Origin of the sequence: Amphiplicatus metriothermophilus, assembly GCF_900199215.1 — a bacterium.
In the GTDB taxonomy this organism is placed as follows: Bacteria; Pseudomonadota; Alphaproteobacteria; order Caulobacterales; family Parvularculaceae; genus Amphiplicatus; species Amphiplicatus metriothermophilus.
Map to the genome: position 1 here is coordinate 244,558 of NZ_FZQA01000002.1, position 12,879 is coordinate 257,436.

The following is a 12,879-nucleotide window of genomic DNA, read 5'->3' on the forward strand; positions in this document are numbered from 1 at the left end:
AAATCGCGCGCGTCTTAAACTCAAGGATGCGGCGCGAGCAGCGTCTTCATCATCTCTTCGGCGAGAATGCGCGCCGCGGCTTCAGCTTCTGCGCGCGCAGCGCCGTCGCCGACCTCATAGGTGATGGCGGGCGCGCCGAAGCGAGAGAAAATATAATTCTTGAGCGTAGGCCGGCTGCTGTAAGCCCGCTCGGCGTGCTCGAATTCGTACTCGTCGAGCCGGGCGCGCGCGCCGGCCAGCCAGCGCTCGGCGAAACGGGGCGGGGCGGTCGTCTCATCCGCGCTCTGCGTGTAGAAAAGATTGCGCCGCGTCGAGTGGAAATCGAGCATCAGCGCAAGGCCGCCTTTTTCCTCTGCGCAGCGTTGATCGAGCAGAGCTTTGACTGCGGCGGTTTCTGGTTGAGTGAAAGGCCCCCAGTCACGGTTGAGATCGATGCCGCCCGCGTTGTGTCGCCAGTTGCCCAGCGCCACGCCGTCCGGGTTCAGATTGGGAACGGCGATGACGTCATAGCGCGCTCGAAAGGCGGCCGCCAGCGCGCTGTTGCCGAAGACGGTTTCGAGAAAGGCCATCATGGCGAAGGCCCCCGTAACCTCGGGCGGGTGCTGACGACCGACGAAGAGGGCGCATGGAGCCGGCTTTGTCTTTTCCGGCGCCCCGTCAAGCAAGGCGATGAGCGTGCGGCCTTGTCGGGATTCGCCGATTGCGATCGTCCTCGCGTGATCACGCCCGCGCGCAAGCGCATCGACCCAGGCGGCGTAATCTTCGTTGAGAAACAGCGGCTGCGCGGCGATGATCACTGGCGCGGCGGCGATCTTTATACGGAGCGCCGCCTTGCGTCCGCGCCGGTTTTCGCGCACGGCGTCGGCTGGCAGCGGCCGCCAGCCGGCGCCGTCGTCGATCCAGGGATGATAACGATGGGCCGCCTCGGCGTAGCGCAGGACGATTTCAATTTCGCCGGCGCGCTTCGGCGTCAGGCGGAACGCATACCAAGGGCTCGGATTGATGGGCGAGTTTTCCGGCTCGATGCGTACAACAAACTTTGATCGCCGAGGCTCGCACGCCGACAGGCGCGCGCCTTCAAAACCGCCGTCTAGAACGGCGAACCGGTTTTCGCAAGGCTCGGACCAGTCCGGCGCGGGCGCGACGGCGCCCGCGCCGAGCGCCGCCGCCAAAGCGACGGCGATGCGGCCGCATCTACGCAACAGCAGCATCAGAACTGTTTGCGCAGATCGAAGTACAGGTAGCGGCCGCGCGCGCTGTGATAACGCGCGTCATAACCATTTGTCGCATCCACCAGCGGCGGGTCCTCATTGGTGATGTTGTTCGCGCCCACGCGCAGGCGCGTATTCGCCAGAAGACCGTCGCCCGGATATTCATACTGAGCGTAGACGTTGAGCGTCGTCCAGTCATCGACCTCGAACGGATCGCCGTTTACGTCCAGGCCGGGGCTGGTGTCGATGTAAGAGCCGACATAACGCACGAGCGCGCCGCCGCCGACGCCGCTGTCGTGCCGCCAGGTCACCGTCGCCGAGCCCTGCCAGACCGGTTGACCGTCCTGCCTGAGAATGTCGCCGGCGTTCGCGACCGTGATCGAGTCGTCGATTAGTCCTTGTTCGATCGCGTCGAGAATGATGCGGTCGTTCTCGGACGGCTCGATGGAGAATTCGCGCATCTTGACCACGTTGACCTTGAAGTCGAAGTCCCCTGCGGGCGTGTCGTCGAGCGAATAGTAAAGCGCGAAGTCCGTGCCGGAGATGTTCCGCGGCAGGAGATTGAGGTACGTATCTTCAATATGAAGAATGTCGCCGACGGGATCGAGTCCTGTTCCGGCGAAGAAGGCGATCTGATCCTCTGTCGGGTCGGCGCGGACCACGGCCGGGTTGGACAGCCCCTGCACCCGCAGCGCGTAATCGAGATCGAGGTGATTGCCCCCTCCGAAGATGCCGACCACGTTCTCCTGCTCAATGTCCCAGCGGTCGACGGTGATGGTCAGTCCGTTGAGGAAGCGCGCTGCGCCTTCGAAGCCGCGCGGTTGGAACACGACGCCGTAGGTGAGATTGCGGTTGTCCTCCGGCTTCAGATCTGGATTGCCGGCGCGCTGCTCCTCGCGCGATTCGGTGAAACCCACGCAATCCTCGAAGGTCGCGAAGGTTCCGTTGCGCACGCCCGCTTCGCAAAAGATCGAATCTTCGCGCGTGTTCGACCGGGCGACGTTTTTCTCGTTGATGGTCAGCAGGTTCGGGGCGCGAAAACCCTTCGACCATGAAGCGCGGAACTTCAGAAAGTCGGCCGGCTCCCATGCGGCGGCCACGCGCGGCTTGAAGCCGCTGCCGCCGACGTCGGAATAGTGTTCGTAGCGCCCGGCGAGCTGCAGACCGAAATGGCGCACGAGCGGGATCGCCTGGGATTCCCCGATTACCGGCACGGATAATTCGCCGAAGAACGAGAACACCGAGCGCGAGCCGTCTGAGTCGGAGGTGGGGCTGGTGCCCATCACGTCGCTGCCGACGACTTCGCCCGTGACGGCGTCGGTGAAGGTGATGGTTCCGTCTAGACGCGGATCGCGATCTTCGACATAGGCCTCATAACGCGCCTCCGCGCCGAAAGCGGCGCCGAGCGGACCGCCTGGCAGATCGAAGACCCTGCCGTTCGACAGCTTGAAATCGGCGAGGCCGAGCTCCGTCGTGCTCAGACGCTGCACGTCGATCAGGAACGGCTCGATGGCGCTGCGCGGATTCGGCGTGGAGTCGAGCTCGCTCGGGTTGTTCGGGTCGGCGCCGTTGAACAGATTGTAGGCGTCCGGCGTTTCATTGAAGAGCGCCTGCTGAAACAGGGTCGAAGAAACGCGGTTGTCCGTTACGTCGTTGGTCTTGGCGCGGGAGTAGAGAATGGCGCTGTCCCAGCCCCAGTTCGTCTGGCTGATCTGGCCGCGCGCGCCGAGAAGCGCCCGCCAGGAGGTGTTGAGCACGTCGACGTGACGCGGGCCGATATCGACCAGCCGAAAGCGCGCCCCGTCCACGAATACCGGCAGTCCCTCGTCCGGCACGTTTTCAAGACCGGGCAGGCGATTGGGGTTGGGCGCGCCGTCGGAAAATGTGACCGGGCCGAAGGGATTCCAGTAATTGTTCGCCGGCACGACGATATCGCCGCTGGCGATCGGCGTGCTCGCTTCGATCACGGCCTCGGTCTTGGCGTAATAGTAGCCGAACTCGCCATACAGCTCGACGTCGTCGGACAGATCGTGATTGAGAAACGCGAAGATGTTGAAACGGTCGCGATCGGAAATAAGGCTGCGAACGGAGCCGACATTATATCTCAGGTCGCGGTCGAGCGAGCCGTCGTCGATGCAGATTCCCGGCGTGGCGAGATCGTCCGCCGTGGTTCCGCGACAGCCGGCAAGGCTGTCCGGCTGAATATGGAAAACGCCTGACGCCGAAGTCAGGGTTTCGCCGTTCTGACGCACGCGCGTGGAAGAAGTGGTGTTCAGCGTGAACTGTCCCCAGGGCGAGCGCGTGCTGCGATTGTCGAAAGACACGTCGCCCTCGAAGCTGGTTCCTTCCAGGAAGGGGCGAAGGTCCGAGCTTTCGGAGTAGGGCCTCTCCCGCGAAAACAGCCCGTCCCGGCGCGAGAAGGCGCCGGCAAGGGAGATGTTCGTCCGCCCGTCGTTGAAGGTTTTGCCGGCGTTGACGGTGAGCTGCTGCTCATCGAGTTCGACGCCCTGAGAAAAGCCGTGACGGAAAGAGAGGGTCAGGCCGTCGAAATCGTCTTTAAGCACTGTATTGAACACGCCGGCGACGGCGTCGGAGCCGTAGATCGCCGAGGCGCCGTCATTGAGCACTTCGACGCGTCTGATGCCTGCGGGCGGCAGCGCGTTGATATTCACCGTCACGGCCGGCACCAGATTTTCCGTCTGCGTGCCAGGATGATTGACGAGTCTGCGGCCGTTGAGCAGCACCAGCGTGTTGCCCGGTCCGATCGAGCGTAGATTGATGGAGGCGACGTCCCCGCGCGCGTTGTTCACCGTGCTGGTGTTGTCGTCGCGGAAGTCGATGGCGCCCTGCGCCGGCAGGGCGCGCAGGATGTCCTCCCCGTCGAGACCGCCGATGGCGTCGAGATCGCCCTGGCCGATGACGACGACGGGCAGGGTCTCGTTGATGCGCGCGCCCTGAATATTCGTGCCGGTGACGATGATCTCGTCACGCTCCTGTTGCGGCGTGGGCTCGTCCTGCGCGATCGCCGTCGTAGCGGACGCGACGAAAGAAGAAAGCGCCGTCGTCAGAAAAAAGCCTGACCGTTTCATGGATTTATCCCCTCCAGAGGCTTGTTGTTCGATGGCGCGGGGATGAATGGTGATCACCCCGCTCGCAGTCAGGCCGCCTTGCAGGCTGGTGCCCTCGAACATCGCCTCGAGAGCCCGCTCTAGGGTGAAACGCCCCTCGAGCGGATTGGTCGTCGCCGTCGCGACGTCTTCGGTCTGGAACAGTACGGATCGTCCGTAGGCGCGGGCGAGGGCCTTGACGGCGTCCTCGGCGTTTTGCGCCGGGATCGCCAGCGCGACGTTTTCCTGCGCTTCGGCGTTCGCGGTCGAACGCGCAGCGACGGGCGAAGCCGCTGCGGCGCATAAGACCGCGCACGCGATGACTAGTCGTATTGCGTCCAAACCTTTCCGCACGACGGTCGTCTTCGCATTGCGAGACGGCCATGCAAACCCGTTCGGACAGAAAGAAAAATCCGCCATTCGCGGCGACGCTTTTCGCAACGGCCGCGCCAAGTGTTGCCGAATTGCACCAAGAGCGAGAAGAGGCGGGGCGGACGCGGCGCGTCTCACGCCGTCACCTGCCGTCCGCCTTGCGCAGGATGATGCGGCCTTCGTCCGGCTGTTCGACCTCGATTCCCATTCGTTCAAGCGCTTCCAGCAGGGCGTCCAGGTCGCCGGTGCGGAAGATGCCGCCGAACTTCACGCTTCGAAGCTCGTCGTCGGCGAATTCGATCCGCACGCGATTATGCCGGGCGATTTCCGCCACGACCTCTTCGAGCGGCGTTTCCGAGAAGTCGAAGAGTCCTTCCGTCCACGACAGCCTGCGCTGCAATTCGCGCGGCGAGACGGCGAGCGGGGCGGCGGGAGCGGGCGCGCCTGCGTCGTCGGGCAGAGCGCTCGACAGCAGCGTCTGTCCGGCGCGCACGATGACGGCGGCGCGCGCGCGATCCGGTTTTTCAGCAGACGGCGTCGCGCGATCGGTCCCGAGCGCCTTCGCCGGCGCGGCGAAGACTTTGTAGAACGCCACCGCGCCCTCGATCACGGCGAGTTCAGCCGCACCCTCGCGCAGGCGGACCGCGAAAGCGGTGCCGACGGCTTCCGCCGCGGCGTCGCCCGAGAAGACGACAAAGGGACGGTCAGGGTCGGAGGCGACTTCGAAGAGCGCCTCGCCGTTGACGAGGCGGATGCGCCGCCGGGTCTCCTGATAATCGACTTCGACCCGGCTGTCGGTGTTGAGCTTGACGACGGAGCCGTCCTCGAGCGCCACGGTGCGATATTCGCCGACGCCGGTGGCGTAGATCGTCGGCTCCGGCGGGACGGGGCCGCGCAGCAGCAGCATCGCGACGAGTCCCGCCGCCACGGCGATCCACAGACCGAGCGCGGCCAGCGCCGCGCCGCCGCGCCGCCAGGCCGGCCGCCGCAGCCGGCTGCTCATCGCCGCGGCCGCGTCATGGACTTCGGCCATGTCCGTCAGGATCGAGAGCTGGCCGGAGAGCGCGGCGACGGCCCTGATCTCGCGCGTATGGGCCGGGCTTCTGTTGATCCATTCGCGCAGCGCCAACAGGTCGGCCGACGACAGATCGCCGGATTCGATCTGGGCGACCCAGGCGCAGGCCTCGGCCGTGATCTCGGAGTCGGCGGTCAGTTTCGGACGTTCGACCATCTATGCGGCTCGCTTGGGTTCGTCATCGCCGGCGCGCGGGAAGATCGAGCACGCTTTCCGCTTCCGCCGTCCCGGGTCCGCCGGCCAGCTCCGACAGCATCCGCTCCCGGCACCGCTTCAGCCCCAGCGCGACATGCTTTTCCACGGTGCTGACCGCGATGCCGAGCTTGCGGGCGATCTCCTTATGGGACGCGCCATAGACGTATTTCAGCACGAATACTTTCTGACATTGCGACGGCAAGGTCTCGACCGCCTTCCAGAACGTCTCCATCCGGCGGCGCCCATCGACGATCTCGTCCACGGCCGGCTCGTCCGATACGTACCTTTCAGCGCCCAAATCCTCCACTAGCTCGACGGCCATTTTCGAGCGGCGTTCGATTTCGGCGCGGGCGACGTTCTTGGCGATTCCGATCAGGAAGCGCCGGGGCTCGCGGATCTCGCGCGCCCGCGCCGCTTCGAGAGCGCGGGCGATGGTCTCCTGGCTGATGTCGTCGATGTCGAGACGGCTCAGGGCGTAGCGCCGCAGGACTGACGCGATGAGGCCCCTGTTGGCCATGAAGGCCGCCAGGAGCCGGGCTTCGGCTTGTTTCGCCCCTGATCTGTCGCGCGTCATTCGTCCGGCCCCTCCCTTTTCCAGACTAAAGCGGGATGCGGCCGGTTCGTCAAACGACGCGCGCGAGCACGGGCCGAAACGGGCGGGCGCCGTCCGGCCCGCGCGCTTATTTCTGGTCTTCGGCTGCGAGAGTCTTCCGAATGGCCGGGCGCTCGCTCACGCGCTTCACATAGGCCTGAAGATTCGGCTGCCGATCAAGGCCGATCCCCGTCGGAATCGCCCAGCGCGCGACCGTGAACAGATAGGCGTCCGCGACCGTAAAGTCCTCGCCCATGAGATAGCGCCGCCCGTCCGAGAGGATTCGATCCGCGTAGCCGAGCCGCAGCTCCGCCCTGCCCCGGGCGAACGCCTTCATGTCGTCGCTTGCGGCCTTATAGAACAGCGGCCCGAAGGACTTGTGAATTTCGGTGCTGATGAAGTTGAGATGCTCCTGCAGTCGCACCCGCTCGAACGTGCCGGCCTTGGGCGCAAGGCGCGAGTCCGGATTGCGGTCGGCGATATATTGCAGGATGGCCGGGCCTTCGGTCAGAACCTCGCCGTCGTCGAGCTCAAGCGTCGGGACGTAGCCTTTCGGGTTGATCCGTTTGAAATCGGCGCCGCTTTCGGTCTTGCCCGCGGCGAGATCGACCTTCTCAATCGAGAACGTCTCGTCCGCCTCGTTGAGCGCGATATGCGAGGCCATCGAGCAGGCGCCGGGCGCATAGTAGAGTTTCATGTGTTTTCTCCTTCGGTTGGGGGTGAATCAGCGGAGGTCGGCGACGAGCGCGGCCATGAGATCACGCGCGCTGCGATGCTTGAGCAGCGGCGCGCCCTGGCCCGCGTAGAGCGAAAGGAAATCGGCGCGGTTCTGCGCGAGGGCGGCGGCCTTCAGCTTCGAGACGAACCAGCCCTGCGCAGGATAAGACGGCAGCGCGCCGGCGCGCGCCGTCAACTCTTCGACAAGGCGGTTGGGCATGCCGCGCGCGAGTCGTCCGGTATAGGCGCGTGTAAGAACGGTTTCCTCAGCTTGCGGACTGAACAGCGCTTCACGATGCGCGTCGTTTGTTCCGGACTCCGCGCAGGCGAGGAACGCCGTGCCGAGCTGGGCCGCCCCGGCGCCGAGGGCGAGGACGGCCGCGATCCCGGCCGCGTCAACGATCCCGCCCGCCGCGATGACCGGACGGTTTGCGCGCGCGGCCGCGGCGCGCGTCAAGGCGAGCGTCCCCGTCAGGCTCTCCTCGGCCCGTTTCAGGAAGGAAGGCCGATGGCCGCCCGCTTCAAATCCCGTCGCGAGAATGAGATCGACGCCCGCGCCGTCGAGCGCTTCGGCCTCCGCAAGCGTCGTCGCCGCGCCGATGGTCGCGATGTCGCGCCGGCGGCATTCGGCGAGCACGGCCGGCGCAGGAACGCCGAACACGAAACTGAAGACCGGCGGGCGCGCTTCGAGGAGCGCGTCGACCTGATCCTCGAAACGCGGATGGTATCGCGACGGCGGCTCAGGCTTATCGAGGCCCAGCTCGCGATAGAGCGGCTCGAAAGCCCGCCAGGCGCGCTCGAAGGTTTCGTCGTCGAGAGCGGCCGTTTCCGTGTCCGGCTGAGCCGCCCACAGATTGATCGCAAAGGGTCGGGCGGTCGCCGCCCGCAGATCGGCCGCAAGCCTGACGATCTCGTCTCCTTCGAGAAGATGCGCGCCAAATGAGCCCAGCCCGCCGGCGTTCGAGACCGTCGCGGCCAGCGTTACGGTGGACAGCCCGCCGCCGAACGGGCCCTGGATAATGGGATGCTCGATCCCCAGCCGATTCTGAGCCTCGCTGCGTCGGGCCATGCCTGCGTCCCTTTCTGTCGCCTGGTCGGGGAGATAGCGGCTTTAGTTACAAAATGTAACCATCAGATTTTTTGTTATCGAAAGAATGTGATATCCAACCGGTAACAAAGAGACCGCGGCGATGGCTCTGAGGCGCAGAAAGAACAAGGCTCCGCCCCTCGACGGGGAATGTCCGCTCATGGCCTGCATGAAGCTGCTCGGCGGGGCGTGGACGCCGAACATCGTCTGGTATTTGAGCGCTGGGCCGCGCCGGTTCAGCGAGCTGCGGCACGACATTCCGGGCGTGTCGTCGAAGGTGCTGAGCGCGCGCCTGAAGGAGCTGGTCGAGAAAGGGGTCGTAAGCCGCGAAGTGCGACCGACCTCGCCGCCTTCGGTGGAGTACGCGCTGACCGAGATCGGCGCTCAGCTCGTGCCGGTGATCGACGCGATCGTCGCCGTGGGCAAGCGCCTGAAAGAGGAAAAAGCGCGCGCCTCGTCCCGATCCCGGCAGGCGCCGGACAGGCTCGTTCTGGCCGAAGATTAATTCGCGCCGGCCCTTTCCAAGCCCGCGCGGATCGGCGATTCTTTGTTCGCGCGCGAGAACGCGCGCGGCGGCGAGACGGGGAATGCAAATGAAGACACGGATCATCCTTGCAGGGATCGGCGCCCTGGCGCTGGGTCTGGCGGCCTGCGGCGAGCGCGCGCCGGAAGAAACGGTCCCGGCCGAAGAAGAAACCGCGCCGCCTGAGGACGACGGGACGGCCGGCGCGGACGCCATGCGGGCTATGGGCGAGGCGAGCCCGGCCGCGCTCGCCTGCGTGAAGGACCCGTCGCCCGAGTCGATCTGCACGATGGACATCAACGCTTGCGGGTTCAGCAGCGTCTGTCAGTGCGGCGAAGGCTATGTTTACGACGCCGCGCTCGGCAAATGCCTGCTCGACCTTGAAGGTTTTCAGGGCGAAGCCGTGCGCGTCGCCGTCGACGAAACGGACTGCGCGCAGGCCGCAGCCGGCGCGTGCACGCGCGACATCAACGCCTGCGGCCATCCAAGCAGGTGCGACTGCCCGGACGGCTTCGTCTGGAATGCGGTCGCCGGGCTGTGCCTGCGCGATATGAGCCGGCCGGCGGAGCAATAGAAGCGACGGGGCGGGGCTCGCCGCGGCGGCGGGCGTCGGATAAGGTCGCCGCGCCATGGCGAAAGCGACCCGACTGACGCGCCTCGTCGAGGAGATCCGCGCGTGCCGTCACTGTGCGGAGCATCTCCCGCACGAGCCGCGGCCGGTGCTGCAGGCCGCCGCGTCGGCGCGCGTCGGGATTTTCGGCCAGGCCCCGGGAACGCGCGTTCATGCAAGCGGCCGTCCGTTCACGGACCCGTCTGGCGTGCGGCTGCGCGACTGGCTGGGAATGAGCGAGGACGTGTTTTACGACGCGCGACGCGTCGCGATCGTCCCGATGGGTTTCTGCTTTCCCGGTCTCGACGCGAAGGGCGGCGACCTGCCGCCGCGGCGAGAGTGCGCCGCGCTCTGGCGGGCGCGGCTGATGGCGCTGCTGCCGAAGCTCGAAGTCTGCGTGCTGGTCGGCGCCTATGCGCAGAGATGGCATCTCGGCGCGCGCGCGAAGCCGAGCCTCACCGAAACGGTCGCGGCATGGCGCGACTACGCGCCGGAATACTTCCCGACGCCGCATCCGTCGTGGCGCAACAACGCCTGGCTCAAGCGCAATCGGTGGTTCGAGGCGGAGCTGCTGCCCGCGCTGCGCGCGCGGGTCGCTGCGGCGCTGCGGTAGCGCGCGTCAGGAAACGCCTTCGCGGCGGGCGATGAAGGCGAGCCGTTCGAACAGGTGCACGTCCTGCTCGTTTTTCAACAGCGCGCCGGCGAGCGGGGGGATCGACTTGCGCGGATCGCGCTCGCGCAGGACTTCCTCCGGCAGCTCTTCGGCGAGCAGCAGCTTCAGCCAGTCGAGAAGCTCCGAGGTGGATGGTTTTTTCTTGAGTCCCGGAACGTCGCGGATCTCGTAGAAAATCCTCAGCGCGTCCGACACGAGCCGTTTCTTTACGCCCGGAAAATGCGCCTCGACGATCTGCGTCATCGTCTCGGGATCGGGAAACTTGATGTAATGGAAAAAGCAGCGGCGCAGGAAGGCGTCCGGCAATTCCTTCTCGTTGTTCGAGGTGATGACGACGATCGGGCGCTGTCTCGCCTTCACCGTCTCGCCGGTCTCGTAGACGTAGAACTCCATGCGGTCGAGCTCCTGCAACAGGTCGTTGGGAAACTCGATGTCCGCCTTGTCGATCTCGTCGATCAGCAGAACGGGCCGCTCGGGAGAGACGAACGCCTCCCACAGCTTGCCGCGCTTGATGTAGTTGCGCACGTCGCGGGCGCGCTCCTCGCCGAGCTGGCCGTCGCGCAGCCGCGCCACCGCGTCATATTCGTAAAGCCCTTGATGGGCCTTCGTCGTCGATTTGATGTGCCATTCGATGAGCGGCGCGCCGACCGCCCCGGCGATCTCCTGCGCGAGCACCGTCTTGCCCGTGCCCGGTTCGCCCTTCACGAGCAGGGGACGCTCCAGCGTGATCGCGGCGTTGACCGCCACCTTGAGATCGTCCGTGGCGATGTAGGTTTTCGAGCCGGCGAATTTCACTGGATCTCCTCTGATCGCGCCGCCCCCCGCAGGGCCTTCCCGTTGCGGCGCACTATAGGAACCGTCCGAATGCGCGGCAACGACGCGGCGCAGCCCGGCGCGGCCGGGCTCCTCAGCCCTCAGCCGGCGAGGCCGATTTCCTTGAGGCGCTGCTTCAGGAAGGCGTCCGCCGTGATCGGCGGGTATTTCGCGCCGGCGCCGCGGCAGCTTTCGATGCATTCCAGCACCGCGCCCGAGTGCGGATGCATGAAGAACGGCATCGAATAGCGCGACGCGTTCAGGCCCTTCGGATTGACCACCCGGTGCGTCGTCGCCGGGATGACGTCGTTGGTCGCCCGCGCCAGCATGTCGCCGGCATCGACGATGAGATTGTCCGGGTCCGTATCGACGGGCAGCCAGTTTCCGTCGCGGTCGAGAAGCTCAAGCCCCGCGCCGTTCGCCGCCACGAGAATGGTGATGAGATTGATGTCTTCGTGCGGCGCGGCGCGCAGGGCGGCCGGATCGGCGTCCGGCGGCACCGGCGGATAGTGCAGGATGCGCAGGATGGAGTTGCCATCGGTCGCCATGCGCCGGAAGTAATCGTCGGGCACGCCGAGGGAGGGCGCGAGCGCTTCGAGCATCGCGAAGCCCGCTTCTTCGAGCGCGCCGTAAAGCGCAAGAAACGTCTCGCGAAAGCCGGCCGGCCGCTCCGGCCAGACGTTCGGCGGATAGATTTTTGCGAGCGGGGAGTCCGGCGCAAACTCCCGGCCCACATGCCAGAACTCCTTGAGGTCGGCGACCCGGGAATCCTTGGCGTGCTCGCGGCCGAAGGGCGTATAGCCGCGCTGGCCGTCCGGGCCGGTCATGTAGCGCAGCTTCTCCGCCTCGGGCAGGGCGAAGAACGCTTCCGCCAGGCCGTAAGCGCGCTGAAGCAGGTCCCGGCCGATCCCGTGATCCTTCAGAATGATGAAGCCGAAATACTGAAACCCCTCCATCAGGGCGTCGATGAAGGCCCGGCGCTCATCCGGCCCGCCTCGGGTGAACGTCCTGAGGCTGAGTTCGGGCACGCGCGTCAATTTTCGGGCCATGTCGATCATCCGTTTCGGCTGCGTTCTTCATAAAGGATTTACACCGATGCGCGGCCTATGCGCCACCGGCCGCCGGAGCGATTGACCGACCCGTGCGGGGCGTCCAATAAGACGCGATGGACGAGGCGGCCCGCATCGAGCACGAACACACGCCGGAAGCGATCGCCCGGAGGCTGAAGGAAGGGCCGAAAGCGCGCTATCTGCGCGACTGGGTCATCGGCGGAATCGACGGGGCGGTGACCACCTTCGCCATCGTCGCCGGCGTCGCCGGGGCGGAGCTTTCGACGCGGATCATTCTCATTCTCGGCGCAGCGAACCTGCTCGCCGACGGCTTCTCCATGGCGGCGGGCAATTACTCGGGCGTGAAAGCCGAGCGCGACGACTATCGCCGCCTGAAGGAGATGGAGCTGCGCCACATCGCCGTCGCACCGGAAGGCGAGCGCGAGGAGGTCCGTCAGATTTTCGCGGCGAAAGGCTTCGAAGGCGAAGATCTCGAACGCGCGGTCGCCGTCATCACGGCGAACCGCGAGCGCTGGGTTCGGCTGATGCTGGAAGAGGAGCACGGCGCGCCGCGCGTCGAACGCTCGCCTTTCGTCGCGGGCGCGGCGACCTTCGCGGCGTTCGTCCTGTGCGGCGCCGTGCCGCTGCTGCCGTTCCTGTTCGGGCTCGCCGACGCGCCGCTTCTGGCGGCGACGGTCATGACGGGCGCCGTCTTTTTCGGCATCGGCGCGCTGAAGAGCAAATGGTCCACCGCTTCCTGGCTGCGTTCGGGCATGGAGACGTTCCTGATCGGCATGCTCGCCGCCGGCGCGGCCTATGCGGTGGGCGCGTTTTTGAAGAACATCGCAGCCTGAG

At 65.9% G+C, this 12,879-nt stretch carries 12 protein-coding genes; 4 read left to right on the forward strand and 8 right to left on the reverse strand.

Annotated features, from left to right (window positions below):
• Positions 1 to 20: 20 nt before the first annotated feature.
• From CHB64_RS05885 to CHB64_RS05910, 6 genes are all read right to left on the reverse strand, one after another.
• The gene (locus CHB64_RS05885) at positions 21 to 1,211 is read right to left on the reverse strand and encodes a M14 family metallopeptidase (RefSeq protein WP_089411674.1); all 1,191 of its coding nucleotides are present in this window, start codon (positions 1,209 to 1,211) and stop codon (positions 21 to 23) included.
• Positions 1,211 to 4,672 carry a TonB-dependent receptor gene (locus CHB64_RS05890; RefSeq protein ID WP_159462426.1) on the reverse strand — a complete coding sequence of 1,154 codons (3,462 nt, stop codon included), beginning with the start codon at positions 4,670 to 4,672 and terminating at the stop codon, positions 1,211 to 1,213. Before CHB64_RS05890 ends, CHB64_RS05885 begins: the two co-directional genes overlap by 1 nt.
• Before the next feature lie 160 nt (positions 4,673 to 4,832).
• Positions 4,833 to 5,921: a FecR family protein gene (locus CHB64_RS05895; protein WP_089411676.1), complete on the reverse strand. Its 1,089-nt coding sequence runs from the start codon at positions 5,919 to 5,921 to the stop codon at positions 4,833 to 4,835.
• Between the two features lie 22 nt (positions 5,922 to 5,943).
• The gene (locus CHB64_RS05900) at positions 5,944 to 6,534 is read right to left on the reverse strand and encodes an RNA polymerase sigma factor (RefSeq protein ID WP_089411677.1); all 591 of its coding nucleotides are present in this window, start codon (positions 6,532 to 6,534) and stop codon (positions 5,944 to 5,946) included.
• Positions 6,535 to 6,640: 106 nt separating this feature from the next.
• On the reverse strand, positions 6,641 to 7,249 hold the full coding sequence (gene gstA, locus CHB64_RS05905; protein WP_089411678.1) for a glutathione transferase GstA: 609 nt from the start codon (positions 7,247 to 7,249) through the stop codon (positions 6,641 to 6,643).
• A gap of 27 nt (positions 7,250 to 7,276) precedes the next feature.
• Positions 7,277 to 8,338, reverse strand: a complete 1,062-nt coding sequence (locus tag CHB64_RS05910) for an NAD(P)H-dependent flavin oxidoreductase (RefSeq protein WP_089411679.1) — start codon at positions 8,336 to 8,338, stop codon at positions 7,277 to 7,279.
• A gap of 121 nt (positions 8,339 to 8,459) precedes the next feature.
• Here CHB64_RS05910 and CHB64_RS05915 point away from each other — a divergent pair, with 121 nt between their 5' ends.
• The 3 genes from CHB64_RS05915 (at position 8,460) to CHB64_RS05925 (ending at position 10,102) form a co-directional block, all read left to right on the forward strand.
• Positions 8,460 to 8,861 carry a winged helix-turn-helix transcriptional regulator gene (locus CHB64_RS05915; RefSeq protein WP_089411680.1) on the forward strand — a complete coding sequence of 134 codons (402 nt, stop codon included), beginning with the start codon at positions 8,460 to 8,462 and terminating at the stop codon, positions 8,859 to 8,861.
• An 88-nt stretch (positions 8,862 to 8,949) separates the two neighbouring features.
• Positions 8,950 to 9,453 (forward strand): hypothetical protein, encoded by a 504-nt coding sequence (locus CHB64_RS05920; protein ID WP_089411681.1) that lies wholly within the window; start codon positions 8,950 to 8,952, stop codon positions 9,451 to 9,453.
• A 55-nt stretch (positions 9,454 to 9,508) separates the two neighbouring features.
• A complete protein-coding gene (locus tag CHB64_RS05925; protein ID WP_089411682.1) occupies positions 9,509 to 10,102 on the forward strand; it encodes a uracil-DNA glycosylase family protein in 594 nt (197 codons plus the stop codon).
• 6 nt (positions 10,103 to 10,108) lie between these two features.
• On the opposite strand, the gene CHB64_RS05930 is transcribed toward CHB64_RS05925, so the two are convergent.
• Together CHB64_RS05930 and CHB64_RS05935 are read right to left on the reverse strand one after the other, a co-directional pair.
• Positions 10,109 to 10,957: an AAA family ATPase gene (locus CHB64_RS05930; RefSeq protein WP_089411683.1), complete on the reverse strand. Its 849-nt coding sequence runs from the start codon at positions 10,955 to 10,957 to the stop codon at positions 10,109 to 10,111.
• Positions 10,958 to 11,076: 119 nt separating this feature from the next.
• Entirely contained in the window at positions 11,077 to 12,024 is a 948-nt protein-coding gene (locus tag CHB64_RS05935) for an isopenicillin N synthase family dioxygenase (protein WP_089412010.1), read from the reverse strand.
• Positions 12,025 to 12,140: 116 nt separating this feature from the next.
• Between CHB64_RS05935 and CHB64_RS05940 the strand changes: the two genes are divergently transcribed.
• Positions 12,141 to 12,878, forward strand: a complete 738-nt coding sequence (locus tag CHB64_RS05940; RefSeq protein ID WP_089411684.1) for a VIT1/CCC1 transporter family protein — start codon at positions 12,141 to 12,143, stop codon at positions 12,876 to 12,878.
• Position 12,879: the final 1 nt, after the last annotated feature.